Annotated in this window: 15 protein-coding genes; 9 read left to right on the top strand and 6 right to left on the bottom strand. The window is 71.4% G+C overall.

The genetic code is table 11. From position 1 onward, the window contains the following. Positions 1-23 precede the first annotated feature (23 nt). The 3 genes from AB0F29_RS34255 (at position 24) to AB0F29_RS34245 (ending at position 2,548) form a co-directional block, all read left to right on the top strand. Positions 24-665, top strand: a complete 642-nt coding sequence (locus AB0F29_RS34255) for a PadR family transcriptional regulator (protein ID WP_361880598.1) — start codon at positions 24-26, stop codon at positions 663-665. Between the two features lie 75 nt (positions 666-740). Further along, positions 741-1,724 (top strand): ATP-binding cassette domain-containing protein, encoded by a 984-nt coding sequence (locus AB0F29_RS34250; RefSeq protein WP_361880596.1) that lies wholly within the window; start codon positions 741-743, stop codon positions 1,722-1,724. Beyond that, on the top strand, positions 1,721-2,548 hold the full coding sequence (locus AB0F29_RS34245; protein WP_361880593.1) for an ABC transporter permease: 828 nt from the start codon (positions 1,721-1,723) through the stop codon (positions 2,546-2,548). The genes AB0F29_RS34250 and AB0F29_RS34245 overlap by 4 nt, the downstream gene beginning before the upstream one ends. A gap of 30 nt (positions 2,549-2,578) precedes the next feature. On the opposite strand, the gene AB0F29_RS34240 is transcribed toward AB0F29_RS34245, so the two are convergent. The 4 genes from AB0F29_RS34240 to AB0F29_RS34225 all read right to left on the bottom strand — a co-directional run bounded on the left by AB0F29_RS34240 (position 2,579) and on the right by AB0F29_RS34225 (position 6,321). Next, positions 2,579-4,006 carry a glutamate decarboxylase gene (locus AB0F29_RS34240; RefSeq protein ID WP_361880590.1) on the bottom strand — a complete coding sequence of 476 codons (1,428 nt, stop codon included), beginning with the start codon at positions 4,004-4,006 and terminating at the stop codon, positions 2,579-2,581. 78 nt (positions 4,007-4,084) lie between these two features. Next, complete coding sequence (wrbA, locus tag AB0F29_RS34235; RefSeq protein WP_361880588.1) at positions 4,085-4,708, bottom strand: NAD(P)H:quinone oxidoreductase; 624 nt, start codon at positions 4,706-4,708, stop codon at positions 4,085-4,087. A gap of 130 nt (positions 4,709-4,838) precedes the next feature. Continuing rightward, positions 4,839-6,131 (bottom strand): ion channel protein, encoded by a 1,293-nt coding sequence (locus tag AB0F29_RS34230; RefSeq protein WP_361880585.1) that lies wholly within the window; start codon positions 6,129-6,131, stop codon positions 4,839-4,841. A 4-nt stretch (positions 6,132-6,135) separates the two neighbouring features. Further along, a complete protein-coding gene (locus tag AB0F29_RS34225; RefSeq protein ID WP_361880750.1) occupies positions 6,136-6,321 on the bottom strand; it encodes a hypothetical protein in 186 nt (61 codons plus the stop codon). Between the two features lie 150 nt (positions 6,322-6,471). Here AB0F29_RS34225 and AB0F29_RS34220 point away from each other — a divergent pair, with 150 nt between their 5' ends. Further along, positions 6,472-7,197, top strand: a complete 726-nt coding sequence (locus tag AB0F29_RS34220) for a VTT domain-containing protein (protein WP_361880582.1) — start codon at positions 6,472-6,474, stop codon at positions 7,195-7,197. Between the two features lie 175 nt (positions 7,198-7,372). Here the strand turns inward: AB0F29_RS34220 and AB0F29_RS34215 are convergent, their stop codons facing one another. Next, complete coding sequence (locus AB0F29_RS34215) at positions 7,373-9,076, bottom strand: threonine/serine exporter family protein (RefSeq protein ID WP_361880579.1); 1,704 nt, start codon at positions 9,074-9,076, stop codon at positions 7,373-7,375. Between the two features lie 189 nt (positions 9,077-9,265). Continuing rightward, complete coding sequence (locus AB0F29_RS34210; protein WP_018959738.1) at positions 9,266-9,760, bottom strand: inorganic diphosphatase; 495 nt, start codon at positions 9,758-9,760, stop codon at positions 9,266-9,268. A 113-nt stretch (positions 9,761-9,873) separates the two neighbouring features. Here AB0F29_RS34210 and dacB point away from each other — a divergent pair, with 113 nt between their 5' ends. The 5 genes from dacB to ftsH all read left to right on the top strand — a co-directional run bounded on the left by dacB (position 9,874) and on the right by ftsH (position 16,737). Further along, complete coding sequence (gene dacB / locus AB0F29_RS34205; RefSeq protein ID WP_361880576.1) at positions 9,874-11,352, top strand: D-alanyl-D-alanine carboxypeptidase/D-alanyl-D-alanine-endopeptidase; 1,479 nt, start codon at positions 9,874-9,876, stop codon at positions 11,350-11,352. Between the two features lie 70 nt (positions 11,353-11,422). After that, a complete protein-coding gene (locus AB0F29_RS34200; RefSeq protein WP_361880573.1) occupies positions 11,423-12,559 on the top strand; it encodes a zinc-dependent metalloprotease in 1,137 nt (378 codons plus the stop codon). A gap of 186 nt (positions 12,560-12,745) precedes the next feature. After that, positions 12,746-13,858 carry a tRNA lysidine(34) synthetase TilS gene (gene tilS, locus AB0F29_RS34195; RefSeq protein ID WP_361880570.1) on the top strand — a complete coding sequence of 371 codons (1,113 nt, stop codon included), beginning with the start codon at positions 12,746-12,748 and terminating at the stop codon, positions 13,856-13,858. A 97-nt stretch (positions 13,859-13,955) separates the two neighbouring features. Beyond that, positions 13,956-14,495, top strand: coding sequence for a hypoxanthine phosphoribosyltransferase (gene hpt / locus AB0F29_RS34190; RefSeq protein ID WP_032752963.1), 540 nt, complete (start codon positions 13,956-13,958; stop codon positions 14,493-14,495). 181 nt (positions 14,496-14,676) lie between these two features. Further along, positions 14,677-16,737, top strand: coding sequence for an ATP-dependent zinc metalloprotease FtsH (gene ftsH / locus AB0F29_RS34185; RefSeq protein WP_361880567.1), 2,061 nt, complete (start codon positions 14,677-14,679; stop codon positions 16,735-16,737). Positions 16,738-16,897 lie beyond the last annotated feature (160 nt).

The following is a 16,897-nucleotide window of genomic DNA, read 5'->3' as shown; positions in this document are numbered from 1 at the left end:
ATAGGAAGATGGGTGTTGGTGTCATGTCCGCGATCCGACTGCTGGTCCTCGGCGCCGTGCGCATGCACGGCCGCGCGCACGGCTATCAGGTCCGCAACGACCTGGAGTTCTGGGGCGCGCACGAGTGGTCCAACGCCAAGCCCGGGTCGATCTACCACGCCCTGAAGCAGATGGCGAAGCAGGGACTGCTCCTCGCGCACGAGACGGCCCCCTCCACGGCGGGCGGCCCGCCGCGCACCGAGTACGAGCTCACGGACGAGGGGCTGGTGGAGTGCCGCCGCCTGCTGCGTGACGCCATCCGCTCCCACGACCAGGGCATGGACGTCCTCTCGGCGGCCATCGGTTTCATCGTCGACCTGCCCCGGGCGGAGGCGGTCGCGCTGCTCAGGGAGCGGATCGAGGGCATCGAGAAGTGGCGCACGGCGGTCACCGAGTACTACACCCCCGAGGAAGGCCCCGAATCCCTCGGTCACATCGGCGAGATCATGAACTTCTGGGTGCACTCGGCCGACACCGGCGCGGAGTGGACCCGGGGTCTGATCGCCCGCATCGAGGGCGGCGCGTACACCTTCGCCGACGAGGGTGACCCGTTCGTCGGGCTGCTCGCCGATGACGAGGGGAATCCTTACGCCACCGGTGTGCCCCACCCCGGGGACCACGACTAATCAAGTTTGACGAATGGGGGATCCGGGTTTACCTTCGACCTCCTAGTCAAGTTTGACTACAGGAGGGCGGGGAACGTGTCCGAAGCGATCGTCATGGACGGCGTGCACAAGCGGTACGGGGAGAAGAGCGCCCTGGACGGACTGGACCTGGCCGTCGGCAGCGGCACCGTGCACGGAGTGCTCGGCCCCAACGGGGCGGGCAAGACCACCGCCGTACGGATCATGTCGACACTGCTGCGCCACGACGCGGGCCGGGTGACCGTGGCCGGCCTCGACGTCCGCGAACGGGCGGGCGAGGTGCGGCGCAGGATCGGGCTGCTCGGCCAGCACGCGGCGGTGGACGAGCAGCTCGGCGGTCGGCAGAACCTGGAGATGTTCGGGCGGCTGTACCACCTGGGCGCACGCCGGGCGGGCAGCCGGGCGGACGAGCTGCTGGAGCGGTTCGGCCTCGCGGACACCGGGCGCAAGGCCGTCAAGCAGTACAGCGGCGGCATGCGCAGACGCCTCGACCTGGCCGCGTCGCTGATCACCGACCCGGACGTGCTGTTCCTGGACGAGCCGACGACCGGCCTCGACCCGCGCGGCCGGACCGAGGTGTGGGACGCGGTGCGGTCCCTGGTCGGGGGTGGCACGACGGTGCTGCTGACCACGCAGTATCTGGAGGAGGCGGACCAGCTGGCCGACCGGATCTCCCTCATCGACGACGGCCGGGCGGTCGCCGAGGGCACCCCCGACGAGCTGAAGGCCCTCGTCGGCGGAGACCGGATCGACGTCGTCCTGCGCGACGCGTCCCGGCTGGTGGAGGCGGGCGCCCTGCTCGGCGGCGCGGACCTGGTGCTGGACGCCGACCGGCGGCGGATCGGCGCGCCGGCCCCGGACCGGATGGCGACCCTGGCCCGGACGGTGCGGGTGCTGGAGGAGGCGGGGATCGAGGCGGAGGACATCGCGGTGCGCCGCCCCACCCTGGACGAGGTGTTCCTGTCGCTGACCGGCCGGGCCGCCGGCGAACGGCGTGACGGGAAGACGGCGAAGGCGGAGAAGGCGGAGGTGGCGGCATGAGCGCGGCGACGACGACGGCGCCAGGACCGGGCGGGGCGGCCTCCCGGTTCGGCTGGGCGCTGGCCGACTCCTGGACGATGACCCGCCGCGAACTGGCCCACTGGGCCCGGCAGCCCGTCGAGGTGCTCGTCGGCCTGGTCTTCCCGGTGATGCTGCTGGTGATGTTCACCTATCTGGTCGGCGGCGGCCGGGGGCTGGACGGCGACCCCGTGGAGTTCCTGGTTCCCGGGATGCTCGCGCTGACCATGGCCTTCGGCCTGGAGAGCACGATGCTCGCGGTCACCCAGGACCTCGGCAAGGGCGTCATCGACCGCTTCCGCTCGATGCCGATGGTCCCCGGCGCCGTCCTGGTCGGCCGCAGCGCTGCGGACATGCTCCAGTCGACGGCCGCGCTCGCGGTGATGACCGGGGTCGGGTACGCGGTCGGCTGGCGCTGGCACCACGGGGCCGCCGCCGCGCTGGGGGCGTTCGGTCTGCTGCTCCTGCTGCGGTTCGCGATGCTCTGGGTCGGCATCCTGCTGGCCATGGTGGCGGGACGGCCGGAGATGGTCGCGGCGGTCCAGATCCTGGTCTGGCCGGTCGGCTTCCTCTCCAACGTGTTCGCCACCCCCGAGTCGATGCCGGGCTGGCTGGGTGCGGTGGTCGAGTGGAACCCGATGTCCGCCACGGCCACCGCCGTACGGGAGCTGTTCGGCAACCCGGGCGGCGCGACCGGCTCCTGGGCGGCCGAGCACGCAGGGCTCCTGGCGGTGCTCTGGCCGGTGGCCATCATCGCGGTGTTCTTCCCCCTGGCGGTGGCCAAGTTCGCGCGCCTCAGCCGGTAGCGGCGCTCCGGGTGGCGCCGGTAGCCGCGCTCAGTGGTGGAAGGCCGTCGAGGCCTCCCGGTCATGGCTCAACGGGTGCTTCTGGGCCCGCAGTTCGGGAAGCAGCTGCTTCAGGTCCTCGACCAGCAGCTCGGCCAGATCCGAGGAGAACCCGTTGCGGCACACCACCCGCAGCACGGAGAGGTCCTGCCGGTTGGCGGGGAAGGTGTACGCGGGCACCAGCCAGCCGTGCTCCCGCAGCCGGCGGGACACGTCGAACACGTCGTACGCGTGGACGTCCGCGTTGGTCGTGAAGGCGAACACCGGCAGCTCGTCGCCCCGGGTGAGGAGGCGGAAGTCGCCCAGCTCCTCCACCGCGCGGGCCAGAGCGCACGCCACGTCCCGGGAGGCCTGCTGGACCGCGCGGTAGCCCTCGTGCCCGAGGCGCAGGAACGTGTAGTACTGCGCGACCACCTGCGCCCCGGGCCGGGAGAAGTTCAGCGCGAACGTCGGCATGTCGCCGCCCAGGTAGTTGACCCGCAGGACCAGCTCCTCGGGCAGCGCGTCCGCCGTCCGCCACAGCGCCCAGCCGACCCCCGGGTAGACGAGGCCGTACTTGTGGCCCGAGGTGTTGATCGACGCCACCCTCGGCAGCCGGAAGTCCCACACCAGGTCGGGGTCGAGGAAGGGCGCCACCATCGCGCCCGACGCCCCGTCCACATGGACCGGGACGTCGAGACCGGTCCGCCCCTGGAGGGCGTCCAGGGCCGCGCACAGCTCGGCGATCGGCTCGTAGGACCCGTCAAAGGTGGAGCCGAGGACGCCGACGACCCCGATGGTGTTCTCGTCGCACAGCTCGGCGGCGGCCGCCGGGTCGAGATGGAACCGCTCGCCCTCCATCGGGACGAGCCGGGCCTCCACCTCCCAGAAATCGCAGAACTTCTCCCAGCAGACCTGAACGTTGACGCCCATCACCAGATTGGGCCGGGCTGTCGCGGGATAGCGGTCGGCGTTCCGCTTCGCCCAGCGCCGCTTCAGGGCGAGCCCCGCGAGCATGCACGCCTCGCTCGACCCGGTGGTCGAACACCCCACGGCCGCCCTCGGATCGGGCGCGTTCCACAGGTCGGCGAGCATCGCCACACAGCGCCGCTCCAGCTCGGCGGTGCGCGGGTACTCGTCCTTGTCGATCATGTTCTTGTCCCGGCACTCACCCATCAGGACGCCGGCCTGCGGCTCCATCCACGTGGTGACGAACGTGGCCAGGTTGAGCCGGGAGTTGCCGTCGAGCATCAGCTCGTCGTGGACCAGCCGGTACGCCGTCGACGGCGGCAGCGGCCCGTCGGGCAGCCGGTGCCGGGGCGGCGCGGTGTTCATCGCGGCCGTCGGGTCGGCCTCGCCGAAGAACGGGTTCAGGGCGAGCCTGCGCCGCTCGTTCGAGGGTTCGTCCTGTTCCGGGTGGGCACCGCGGTGGAGCGGCATGGTGGAGGCCCTTCTCTCGGCCGAAGCGGTCGGGGTGCGGGGTCGGCTCTCGGCGCGGGGTCGGCTCGGGGTGCGGGGTCAGCTCTCGGCGGCCAGGCCCGCCTTGATCGCCCGGGTGAACTTCACGACCCGTTCGGCCTGCACCCGGGCGGCGGTCAGGGTCTGCTCGCCGACCGGGATGTCGCCCTGCCCGGAGACGTGGGAGGTGCCGTACGGGTTGCCGTCCACGAACTTCGAGGGGTCGGTGTACCCGGGGGCGACGAGGATGCCGCCGAAGTGGTGGATCGTGTTGTAGAGCGCGAGCAGCGTGGACTCCTGACCGCCGTGGGCGGTGGAACTGGAGGTGAAGCCGCTGTAGACCTTGTCGGCGAGCTGCCCCGCCTGCCACATCCCGCCGAGCGTGTCGATGAACTGCTTCAGCTGGGCGGTGACGTTCCCGTACCGGGTCGGCGAACCGAAGATCACCGCGTCCGCCCACGCCATGTCGTCCTGCGAGACCTCGGGGATGTCCGCGGTCGCGGTCACGTTCTCGGCCCACGCCGGGTTGGAGTCGATGGCCGCCTGCGGGGCGAGCTCCGCCGCCCGGCGCAGCCGCACCCGCGCCCCGGCCCGCTCCGCGTCCCCGGCCATCGCCTTCGCGATCGCGGCGACGGTGCCGGTGGAGGAGTAGTAGATGACGGCGACGTTGACGGGTGGGGGCATGCGAGGGACCTCCGTCGAAGCAGGATCGGTACAAGATGGCTCAAAAGCACACGCAGCAGACGATACGGAGGTTCCCTGCGTCCGGCGCGTCGGACGCAGCCCTTCTCCGTGACCGGGGGCACCCGCCCCCTCAGCGCAGCGACTTCCCGTCCTCGTCCAGCTGCATCTGGGCCCGTCCCGTGACCAGCAGCCAGGCGGGCAGGGTGGCGGCGCACAGCAGCGGCAGCACGGACGTGTCGCTCACCAGCACCGCCGCCGTGAACAGGCTCACCCAGCCCTGCCGGGTGACGGCCAGCAGCACGCCCAGCACCGCACAGGACACCGCGAGCGACGGCGGGACCGCGTCGACCAGCGCGTGGGCGCAGAGCCCCAGCGACACCCCCGCGAAGACCGCCGGGAAGATCCGGCCGCCCCGGAAGCCGCAGGCCGCCGCGATCACGAGGGCGGCCGTCTTCACCACCGCCATCCCCGCGAACTCCCCGGCCGACCAGCCGTCCGGGTCCCCGGCGAGCTCCTTCACCTCGTCGAGCCCCTTGAAGAGGGTGAGGTGGCCGCCCAGCGCGCCGAGCAGCCCCAGCGCCAACCCGCCCAGCGTCAGGGCGAGCACCGGGTACCGCAGCGCCGTGAAGACCCGGTGGGCCACCGGGAAGGCGTACACCGCGAGCAGACCGAGGAGGGCGCCCGCCGAGGCGATCAGCAGGGCGGAGAGCAGATCGCCCCAGTGCGGTCCCGCGTACGCCGGGAGGGACAGGTCGAAGCTGGGGTGCGCGATCAGCGACATGGTCAGCGCGCCCGCCGTACCGGCCGCGAGCGGGGCGAACAGCCGGTCCCAGAACGCCCCGTGGCCCGGCTGCGAGGCCAGCGTCTCGGAGAGGATCAGCGCGGCGGCGACCGGGGTCCCGAAGAGGGCCCCGATGGTCCCGGCCGCGGCGAGCGCCACCCACAGCTCGCCGGGCGCCCCGGGCGCGAACCGCCGGCCGAGCCAGAAGGCCAGCGCGACGTTGGCCGCGGTGATCGGGTTCTCCGGACCGAGGCTCACCCCGCCCGCCAGCGCCAGGGTGGTCACCAGGAGCAGCCCGGGCACGATGCCCGGGCTCATCGGCGCGTCCACCAGGCCGGTGGTGGCCGGATCGGGCCCGCCGTGACCGGGCACGGTCCGCAGGACGAGCCCCACCGCGAGACCGGTCGCGGTGAGCATCACGATCATCCACAGCGAGGAGAAGCGCCCCACTCCGAGCGCGTCGGGCAACGTCTCCCAGAGCACGTCCTGGAGCCTCTCCGCGAGCAGGCTCACCCCGAGCAGGATCAGCGCGCAGGCGACGCCGACGGCGATCGCGGGCAGCACGAGCGGCAGCAGCCGCCGGGCCGGGGCGGCCGGAGGGTGCGGGGGAGCCGACGGAGGTGCGGGGGATTCGGGGACCACCGGCTCACCCTAGAGGGGCGAACCAGACAAAACGCCTCAATGGTGGCCCCAGCGGTCCCGCGTCTCGCCCGGTCAGTCCGAAGACCTCGCCGATGACCTGGGTCACCTGATGGCCGGGTACGTCGTTCGTGGTGACGACCAGCACGTCCGCCCGGGCGGCCCGACCGCCGCCGAAATCCTCAATGCCCATGTTTGTGGCACCTCCTGTGAGCGGCTTCGGACCGCTCCGTACGATGCGCACTCCCGCTGTGCGCCACTGGAACCAAGGGCGCCGGCCGGGCGTTGATAGCTTGGGGCAGCCACAGAGCCGCCATCGCACACCATCCTGGAGCCCGGACCCTTGAATACGCTTGCGCTCGGACCGAGCTGGCTGGACCCGGACTATCTGCTCAACACGTTCGGGCTCCCCGGCCTGCTCCTCATCGTCTTCGCCGAGTCCGGCCTCCTGATCGGGTTCTTCCTGCCCGGCGACTCGCTGCTGTTCACCACGGGGCTGCTGGTGACCACGGGCCAGCTGAAGTACCCGCTCTGGCTCGTCTGCACGCTGGTCGCCGTCGCCGCGATCGTCGGCGACCAGGTGGGCTATCTCTTCGGCCGCAAGGTCGGCCCGGCCCTCTTCAAGCGCCCCGACTCCCGCCTCTTCAAGCAGGAGAACGTGGAGAAGGCCCACGAGTTCTTCGAGAAGCACGGCCCGAAGTCCCTGGTCCTGGCGCGCTTCGTGCCCATCGTGCGCACCTTCACGCCGATCATCGCGGGCGTCAGCCGGATGAACTACCGCTCCTTCATCACGTACAACATCGTCGGCGCGATCCTCTGGGGCGTCGGCGTCACCGTGCTCGGCGCGATGCTCGGCAAGATCGACTTCGTGCACGAGCACATCGAGATGATCCTCATCCTGATCGTGCTCATCTCCGTGGTGCCGATCGTGGTCGAGGTGCTGCGCGCCCGCAGCCAGGGCAAGAAGGCCGCCGCGGCCGAGGCACGGGAGGGCGGTGGCTCCGGTCTCCCCCCGGCGGGCGGCAACGGCCCCTCGACCGGCCAGCGCGGCCGGCACGCCAAGCGCTGACCTCACGCCGCGTACGCACGCACCGAAGGCGCCCCTCCCCGCAGATCCGGGGAGGGGCGCCTTCGTCGTACGGACACGGGCACGGGCGCGAGGCGTCGTACGGACACGGACACGGGCACGAGGTACGGGCAGCGCGATCGCTCGGGGGCGGCACGGGCCCGGCGCGTACGCGCGCTCAGAACCCCCGGGTCCGCTTCGCCGCCCGGCGGCTCGCCCCGCCGACCGCCCCCGGCGCCCCCATGAACAGCCGCGAGATCTCACTCCCCAGGTTCACCCCGATCGCGATGGCCAGGGCCGTCGCGACCGCCGTCGACAGCGAGGCCAGCCCCGTGTCCAGCTCGTTCTGCGCCACGCCCAGCAGACCGAAGTACGTCGCCGAACCGGGCAGCAGCGGCCCGATGGCCGCCGTGATGTACGGCAGCGAGGAATGGAACCGGTAGCGCGAGAACAACTGGCCGAACAGTCCCACCAGACCGGCCGCCACCGCCGTCGCCGCGACCGGCGAGATGCCCCCGGTCCGGGCCAGCGCCCCGAAGATGAGCCAGGCCACTCCGCCGTTCAGGGTGACCGCCAGCACGGTGGAGCGCTCCTGCTGGAGCAGCACCGCGAAGGCCAGGCTCAGCGCCATCGACGCCAGGATCTGGATCACCGGTTCGTTGTACGGCGTGAACCGCGCCTCCGGATTGAGCTGGGCCCCCAGCTGGAGCCCCAGATACAGGACGATCAACACACCCGCGACGATCCCGATGAAGAAGTACATGACTTCGAGCAGCCGGGCCGACGCGGTGATGTAGTAACCGGTCAGCCCGTCCTGCACCCCTGCCACCAGCGCCCGCCCCGGCAGCAGCGCGAACAGCCCACCGGTGATCACCGCGGACGGCCGGATGTCCGTCGAATGGGTCAGCGTCAGCGCCACCCCCATCGCGGCGGGCGGCATCGCGGCCACCGTGAACTGGTAGAACTCCGGCAGCCCGCGCCCGGCGCACAGCCACGCGAGACGGTCGCCGAGCATCGCGCCCGCCGCCGCCACGACGAAGACCAGGAACCCGCCGCCGACCAGCACGGAGGCCGAACCGGCCAGCAGCCCGGCGGCGGCCGTCAGCACCCAGCCCGGATACGGGTGGCGGTTGCGGCGGATCTCCGCGAGCCGCCGGTAGGCCTCCTCCAGCGAGATCTCGGTGTCCGTGCTGGTGATGTCGTCGACCAGCCGGAACACGGCCGCCAGACGGGTGTAGTCGGTGCCCCGGCGGCGTACCGTACGGCTCGCCGTCACCGGGTCGTCGACCAGCGACGGCTGGTGCGAGATGGACAGCAGCGTGAACGTGACCGTCGGCTCACTGCGGTCGAGACCGTAGGACCGGGTCACCGCGAACATCGCCGCCTCGACGTCCTCGGCGCCCTCGCCGCCCGCCAGCAGCAGCTCCCCGATACGCAGCGTCAGGTCGAGCACGCGCGGCACGGCGGGACCCGTCTCGTCGTCGGTGCGCTGGATCGCCTCGGTGGCCGGACGCTCGGTCACCGGCATCCGCAGCATCGTGCGCATCCGGTCCTGCCAGGGCGCCTCCTTGGTCAGCCTGACCATCGGAATGCCCTGCGCCGGGGTGAACGCGGGCGGCGACTGCTGGGCCCTGTACGTGGCCGGCGGGGTGAAAGCGGAACTCAGCGTGTCGGAGTTCGAACCGCCCCCGGAGCCGCCGCCCGAACCCGCCGGACCGGCCTGCTCCTGGTGCACACCGGTCGGCAGCGCGAACTCCGACGTCGGATGGTCCTCCTCGGGCGGCGACGCCGGATGACTCGTCCCCGCGGGCGGGGCGAAAGCGCTCCGCGCCTCGTCGGACTGGGGCTTCTGGTCCTCGGGACCGCCCGATTCCGCCACCACTCGACCTCGCTCCTCCTCGACCGCACAACCCTGGGTGTCTGTCCCGTCGCACGTCTGCCCAGTATGGCCACGGGCATGGGCCCCGCACGCGCGGAAGTGCGGACAGCGAAACGGGCGGCACACCCGTGAAGGTGTGCCGCCCGTGCCGAGACGGCCGTCCGGCTCACAAACGGAACCGGAAGAGGGACGTCAGTGCGCGCCGCCCTGCGCCTCAAGACGCTTGTACGAGGCCTCGATCTCGGCCTCCGCCTCGGTACGGCCGACCCAGTCGGCGCCCTCGACGGACTTGCCCGGCTCCAGGTCCTTGTAGACCTCGAAGAAGTGCTGGATCTCCAGGCGGTCGAACTCCGACACGTGGTGGATGTCGCGCAGGTGCTCCACCCGCGGGTCGGACGCCGGGACGCAGAGCAGCTTGTCGTCGCCGCCCGCCTCGTCGGTCATCCGGAACATACCGATGGCGCGGCACTTGATGAGGCAACCGGGGAAGGTCGGCTCGTCCAGAATGACCAGCGCGTCCAGCGGGTCGCCGTCCTCGCCGAGGGTGTTCTCGACGAAGCCGTAGTCGGCCGGGTAGCTGGTCGAGGTGAAGAGTCGACGGTCCAGGCGGATCCGACCGGTCTCGTGGTCCACCTCGTACTTGTTCCGCGAACCCTTCGGGATCTCGATGGTGACGTCGAACTCCACGGGTGGCTCCTCCATGATCAACACATACGACTGGTGATTAAGTGTCCCCCACGCAGAAGAGTGCTCGCGAAAGGGGCTGGTCAACGGTGGCCGAGCCGGTGGAAAGACCGTCAATGCGCCCGTCGGACCCGTGGGGCGGGCTGAGGGTCCTGAAGAACAGACACAACGGGTCGTACACCTGGCAGGTCATCGCAGGCTCCGCAACGCTCGGCCTGGTCGTCGCTGCCGGCGCCGTCCTCGCCGCCGGCCCCTGGGACAACGGTCAGCGTAAGGCCGAGCGGGCACTGGCAGTCACCGCGGACCGAACAGGTGGCGCACATCACGGTCGCCCGACACCCGACGGCCCCCGACCGGCCCCCAGCGCCCCGGCCGTCCTCCCGGCCCTCGGCACCACCACCCACGACGCCCCGAGGGACGCCGCCGCGCTCCGCGACACCCTCGCCCCGCTCATCGGCGCGCCCGGACTCGGCGACAGGGTCGCCGCGTCCGTCATCGACACCGCCACCGGCAAGCAGCTGTATGGAACCCGCGCCACCGCCCCGATGACCCCGGCCTCCACCGTCAAGATCGCCACCACCGCCGCCGCGCTCTCCGTCCTGGGCCCCGACCACCGCATCGCCACCACCGCCGCGCTCTCCCCCGACGCCCGCACCCTCACCCTCGTCGGCGGCGGCGACCCCACGCTGAGCAGGGCGGCCCTGCGCTCGATGGCCGCCGACGCCGCGAAGGCCCTGCGCGAGGACGCCGGGGACGGCGGGGACGACGGCGAGGACCCAGCAGGCCCGGTACGCCTCACGTACGACGTCTCCCGCTACACCGGCCCCGTGCTCCACCCCATCAGCCCCAACGTGAACATCGCCCCCGTCACCGCCCTCATGGTCAACGAGGGCCGCCTGAACGACACGGACCGCGGCCCCGCCAAGCGCACCGACGACCCCGCCGGCGACGCCGCCCGCGCCTTCGCCGCACAGCTGAAGAAGGCCGGCGTCGAGGTCACCGGCACCCCCCGTGAGGCCCGCCCGGCCGACGGGGCCCGCACCGTCGCCACCCACCACTCGGCCCCGCTCGCCGCCCTCGTCGAGCGCACCCTCACCAACAGCGACAACGACATCGCCGAGGCACTCGCCCGGCAGACCGCCATCGCCAAGGGCGAGAGCGCCGACTTCGCCGGAGCCCGCCGCGCCGTCACCAACGAACTGAAGAAGCTGGGAGTCCCGGTGACCGGGGCCCACCTCGCCGACGGCAGCGGCCTCGACCGAGAGGGCCGGGTCACCCCCGCGCTCCTCACCGCCCTCCTCGCCCGCGCCGCCGACCCCGGCCGCCCCGGACTGCGCCCGGTCCTCACCGGCCTCCCGATCGCCGGATTCAGCGGCACCCTCGGCGGCCGCTACGGGGACGGCTCCGAGGGCACCGGCCTGATCCGCGCCAAGACCGGCACCCTCAGCCGCGTCAACTCCCTCGCCGGGACCGTCGTCGACCCCCGGGGCCGCCTGCTGGCCTTCGCCTTCCTCGCCTCCGGCAGCCGCTCCGCGACCGAGGCCGAACCAGCCCTCGACGCCCTGGCCACCGCACTCGCCCGCCCGGCCCGCTGATCACCGCCCAGCACCCGAAGAGCGGTGCAAGACCCCACCACCGGGCGACGGGCTCACGTACGGTTGACGCATGACGAGCATCGGTGGTGCCCAGATGGTCGACTGGAATCTCGCGGTGGCGACCGCGACCCGACTGGTCCGGCCCGGCCCCGACATCAGCCGCGAGGAGGCCCGCGCCGTCGTCGCGGAGCTGCGGCGGCATGCCAAGGCCTCGGAGGAACACGTCCGGCTCTTCACCCGGATGATCCCCGAGGGGACCGAACCCGAGGACACCCCCGTCCTCGTCGTCGACCGGGCCGGCTGGATCAAGGCCAACGTCGCCGGCTTCCGCGAACTGCTGCGCCCCCTGCTCGCCAAGATGGAGAGCCGCCGCTCCGGCGGACCCGGCGGGGCCGTCGTCGGCATGGTCGGCGGCAAGGTCACCGGCGTCGAACTGGGCATGCTGCTCTCGTTCCTCGCCTCCCGGGTCCTCGGCCAGTACGAGACGTTCGCCCCGGCCACCAGGGACCTCCCCGCCTCCGCCGACGGCGGCGGCCGGCTGCTCCTCGTCGCCCCCAACATCGTCCACGTCGAACGCGAGCTGGACGTCGACCCGCACGACTTCCGGCTCTGGGTCGCCCTCCACGAGGAGACCCACCGCACCCAGTTCACCGGCGTGCCCTGGCTCCGCGACCACCTCCGGGGCGAGATCCAGACGTTCCTCGATGAGACCGACGTCGACCCGATGACCTTCCTGGAACGCCTCCGCGAGGCCGCCCAGTCCCTCTCCGGCGCCGGCCGCCCCGAGGGCGAACAGGGCGAGAGCGACAGCCGGAGCCTCGTCGACATCGTCCAGACCCCCGCCCAGCGCGAAGTGCTCGGCCGCCTCACCGCCGTCATGTCCCTCCTCGAAGGGCACGCGGACTACGTGATGGACGGTGTGGGCCCCGACGTCGTCGGCTCCGTCTCCGAGATCCGGGAGAAGTTCCAGCAGCGCCGGGCCCAGGGCGCCGGCCGTCTCGACCAGGCCCTGCGCAAGCTCCTCGGCCTCGACGCCAAGCTCCGGCAGTACAAGGACGGCGAGAAGTTCGTACGATCGGTCGTCGAAGAGGTCGGCATGGACGGCTTCAACCGCGTCTGGACCTCACCGAACACCCTCCCGACCAAGGCCGAGATCGCCAAGCCCGCCGACTGGGTCGCGCGGGTGCACCGTAAGGCCGAATCCTGACCATCGGACGGCCCGGGGAGCCATATTGGCCCGCCAATCACCCATCCGAGGGACCGTAGAGGCATGGGAAGGCGTGCAATGCTCGATGAACAGCTTGCCTCTGTCACCATCGACGCACTCTGAGTGACGGGACTGACGCGTTCCGGCGCTCGACGCTCCTCCAGAACTCCACGAAGGGCACCGGACATGGGTCCCCATCCTGCGGTCGCGGCGATACGCCTGGCGGTCCGCCGCGTACTCCACGACGTCCTCACCGAATTCCACCGGCGCGCCGACCACGACCGGCCCGCCGACGCGGCGAGGCGCCCCGCGCACGCCGCCCGCTCCCGCACCCGCTATGCCGAAGCCGGCGCCGCGGGCAGGACCGCTCTCCCCGACCGGCCCGACACCCCGCTCGTCCTCGTCGCCTGCTCCGGCGGCGCCGACTCCATGGCGCTCGCCTCCGCCCTCGCGTTCGAGGCCCGCAAACTCTCCGTCCGGGCCGGCGGCATCACCGTCGACCACAACCTCCAGTCGGGGTCCGGCCTCCGCGCCGCCGAGGTCGTCACCCGGCTCACCGCCATGGACCTCGACCCCGTCGAGGCCGTCGCCGTGCACGTCGGACGCGAGGGCGGCCCCGAGGCCGCCGCCCGCGACGCCCGCTACGCCGCGCTGGACGCCGCCGCCGAGCGCCACGGCGCCGCCGCCGTCCTGCTCGGCCACACCCGCGACGACCAGGCCGAGACGGTCCTCCTCGGCCTCGCCCGCGGCTCCGGCATCCGCTCGCTCTCCGGCATGGCCGCCGCCTCCGGGCCGGCCGGCCGCTACCGCCGCCCCTTCCTCCAGCTCGACCGGCAGGCCGTCCGCAAGGCATGCCTGGTCCAGTCCCTGCCCGTCTGGGACGACCCGCACAACATCGACCCCGCCTACACCCGCTCCCGGCTCCGCCACGAAGGCCTGCCCGCGCTGGAGAAGGCGCTCGGCAAAGGCGTCGTCGAGGCCCTCGCCCGCACCGCCCAGCTCTCACGCGACGACGCCGACGCCCTGGACACCTGGGCCGCCGAGGCCGAGCTGTCCGTACGCGACGAGACCGGCCGCCTGGAGTGCGCCAAGCTCTACGTCCTGCCGCCCGCGGTACGCCGCCGGGTGCTGCGCCGCGCACTGATCGAGGCCGGGGCGCCCGCCGGCTCCCTCTTCGCCCGGCACCTCGAAGAAGTCGACCGCCTGATCACCGGCTGGCGCGGTCAGCGGGCCATCAACCTGCCCGGCCGCGTCGAGGCGATGCGGCAGGGTGGCAGACTGGTCATTCGGCAGAGCTGACGCGCGAGCGGCTGAAGTGCAGGCGAACAGCCGGCCCGGCCCGGGCGCTTTCCCGGGCCGGCAGGCAGAGAAAGAGACGTGGGTGAACGAGAAGGACATGGGTACCGACCTTCAGTCGGTGCTCCTCACCAAGGAAGAGATCGACGCGAAGCTCGTCGAGCTGGCCGCGGAGATCGACGCGGAGTACGCGGGCAAGGACCTGCTGATCGTCGGCGTCCTCAAGGGCGCGGTGATGGTCATGGCGGACCTGGCGCGCGCGCTGTCCACCCCCGTCACGATGGACTGGATGGCCGTCTCCTCGTACGGGGCCGGCACCCAGTCCTCCGGCGTCGTCCGGATCCTCAAGGACCTCGACACCGACATCAAGGGCAAGCACGTCCTGATCGTCGAGGACATCATCGACTCCGGTCTGACGCTGTCCTGGCTGCTCTCCAACCTGGGCTCCCGGGAACCGGCCTCGCTGGAGGTCTGCACCCTGCTGCGCAAGCCGGATGCCGCAAAGGTCGCGATCGATGTGAAGTGGATCGGTTTCGACATCCCCAACGAGTTCGTCGTCGGCTACGGGCTGGACTACGCGGAGAAGTACCGCAACCTGCCCTTCGTCGGCACGCTCGCCCCGCACGTCTACGGCGGCTGACCCCGGCGACCTGCCGGGGAACCCTCGCCGCCCTCGGGCCGTTGAAGCTGCGAAAGCAGGTTTCTCCGTCGTACCCGGCAGTCGCTGGTGACGATGCTGGGGTACCGTCCGAAGAACAGTCTTTTCCAACAGCAGCATTTACCTACGGGCAGGAGGGACGGGGCATCTTCGCTCCGTATGGATGGACGTGAAGCGATACTTCCGTGGGCCCGTCATGTGGATCGTGCTGGCCGTCCTCGCCGTGGTCGTGCTGATGCAGGTCGTCGGCTCGTCCGGCGGCCACAAGACGGTGGACACCGGCAAGGTGATCCAGGCGATCAGCAAGAACCAGGTGGAGCAGGCCAAGCTGACCACCGGTGACGAACAAATCCTCAAGATCGAGCTGAAGAAGGGCCAGAAGCTCGAAGGCGAGTCCGGCAGCAAGTTCCAGGCGAGCTACATCGGCAACCAGGGCGTCGAGCTCGCCGACACGCTGCAGCAGAAGTTCGAGGACGGTGACATCGAGAAGGGTTACACCGTCTCGCCGTCGAAGCAGTCCCCGTTCGTCTCGATTCTCCTCTCGCTGCTGCCCTTCGTCCTCATCGTGGTCGTCTTCCTGTTTCTGATGAATCAGATGCAGGGCGGCGGATCCAAGGTCATGCAGTTCGGCAAGTCCAAGGCCAAGCTGATCACCAAGGACACCCCCAAGACGACCTTCTCCGACGTGGCGGGATCCGACGAGGCGGTCGAGGAACTCCACGAGATCAAGGAGTTCCTCCAGGAGCCGGCGAAGTTCCAGGCCGTCGGCGCCAAGATCCCCAAGGGCGTCCTGCTCTACGGGCCGCCCGGTACGGGCAAGACGCTGCTCGCACGCGCCGTCGCCGGCGAAGCGGGCGTGCCGTTCTACTCGATCTCCGGGTCCGACTTCGTCGAGATGTTCGTCGGTGTCGGCGCCTCCCGGGTGCGTGACCTCTTCGAGCAGGCCAAGGCGAACGCCCCGGCGATCGTCTTCGTCGACGAGATCGACGCAGTGGGCCGCCACCGCGGCGCCGGCATGGGCGGCGGTCACGACGAGCGCGAGCAGACGCTCAACCAGCTGCTCGTCGAGATGGACGGGTTCGACGTGAAGGGCGGCGTCATCCTGATCGCCGCCACGAACCGCCCGGACATCCTCGACCCGGCGCTGCTGCGCCCCGGACGCTTCGACCGGCAGATCGCGGTCGACCGCCCGGACATGCAGGGCCGCCTGGAGATCCTCAAGGTGCACCAGAAGGGCAAGCCCGTGGCGGAGGGCGTCGACCTCGGCGCCGTCGCCCGACGCACGCCCGGCTTCACCGGCGCCGACCTGTCGAACGTGCTCAACGAGGCCGCGCTCCTGACGGCGCGCGGCAACAAGAAGCTCATCGACAACGAGAGCCTCGACGAGGCCATCGACCGCGTCGTGGCGGGTCCGCAGAAGCGGACCCGGATCATGTCCGAGAAGGAAAAGAAGATCACCGCGTACCACGAGGGCGGACACGCCCTGGTCGCGGCGGCCTCCCCCCAGTCGGACCCGGTCCACAAGATCACGATCCTCTCCCGCGGTCGCGCCCTCGGTTACACGATGGTGCTCCCGGAGGAGGACAAGTACTCCACGACCCGCAACGAGATGCTCGACCAGCTGGCGTACATGCTGGGCGGACGTGCGGCCGAGGAGCTGGTCTTCCACGACCCGACCACCGGCGCCGCGAACGACATCGAGAAGGCCACGGCGACGGCCCGCGCGATGGTCACGCAGTACGGCATGACGGAGCGTCTCGGCGCGATCAAGTTCGGCGGCGACAACTCGGAGCCCTTCCTGGGCCGTGAGATGGGCCACCAGCGCGACTACTCGGAAGAGGTCGCGGCACTGGTCGACGAGGAGGTCAAGAAGCTCATCGAGACCGCCCACAACGACGCGTGGGAGATCCTCGTCGAGAATCGCGACATCCTCGACGCCCTGGTGCTCGAACTGCTGGAGAAGGAGACGCTGGGCAAGGACGAGATCGCGGAGATCTTCGCCCCGCTCGTCCGGCGTCCCGCCCGACCGGCATGGACCGGATCCGTCCGGCGCACCCCGTCGACGCGGCCCCCGGTGCTCTCTCCCAAGGAGCTGGCCCTCACCAACGGCGCATCGGTCGCCAACGGTTCGGCCACCCCGCCGGAGATCGCCCCGAAGGACCTGACGAAGGACGTCGCCCCGTCCACCGAGGCGATCCCCGAGGAGCGTCCCGAGAGCCAGTGACACTCCGACTCCGGTGAGACCCCCGTCACGGGGGCCGACCCGGTCCCGGAATGGATGCCGCGCCCCCCAGGTTTTAGCCTGTGGGGGCGCGGCTTTTCGTATGCCTGCGAGGTCTGAGCGCGAACCCGCGCACGGGACAGCACAGAGGAACGAGGCACAG

Origin of the sequence: Streptomyces sp. NPDC026589 (assembly GCF_040638385.1) — a bacterium.
Lineage (GTDB): Bacteria > Actinomycetota > Actinomycetes > Streptomycetales > Streptomycetaceae > Streptomyces.
Note: the sequence above shows the minus strand (reverse complement) of the source record. Positions and strands in the feature narration are given on the sequence as shown.

Bases quoted from the DNA above. Each gene is read 5' to 3' on its own strand.
- dacB (WP_361880576.1), top strand. From the start codon at position 9,874: ATGCGCCCGTCGGACCCGTGGGGCGGGCTGAGGGTCCTGAAGAACAGA.
- AB0F29_RS34240 (WP_361880590.1), bottom strand. From the start codon at position 4,006: ATGCCGCTCCACCGCGGTGCCCACCCGGAACAGGACGAACCCTCGAAC.
- tilS (WP_361880570.1), top strand. From the start codon at position 12,746: ATGGGTCCCCATCCTGCGGTCGCGGCGATACGCCTGGCGGTCCGCCGC.
- hpt (WP_032752963.1), top strand. From the start codon at position 13,956: ATGGGTACCGACCTTCAGTCGGTGCTCCTCACCAAGGAAGAGATCGAC.
- AB0F29_RS34255 (WP_361880598.1), top strand. From the start codon at position 24: ATGTCCGCGATCCGACTGCTGGTCCTCGGCGCCGTGCGCATGCACGGC.
- AB0F29_RS34225 (WP_361880750.1), bottom strand. From the start codon at position 6,321: ATGGGCATTGAGGATTTCGGCGGCGGTCGGGCCGCCCGGGCGGACGTG.
- wrbA (WP_361880588.1), bottom strand. From the start codon at position 4,708: ATGCCCCCACCCGTCAACGTCGCCGTCATCTACTACTCCTCCACCGGC.
- ftsH (WP_361880567.1), top strand. From the start codon at position 14,677: ATGGACGTGAAGCGATACTTCCGTGGGCCCGTCATGTGGATCGTGCTG.
- AB0F29_RS34245 (WP_361880593.1), top strand. From the start codon at position 1,721: ATGAGCGCGGCGACGACGACGGCGCCAGGACCGGGCGGGGCGGCCTCC.
- AB0F29_RS34200 (WP_361880573.1), top strand. From the start codon at position 11,423: ATGACGAGCATCGGTGGTGCCCAGATGGTCGACTGGAATCTCGCGGTG.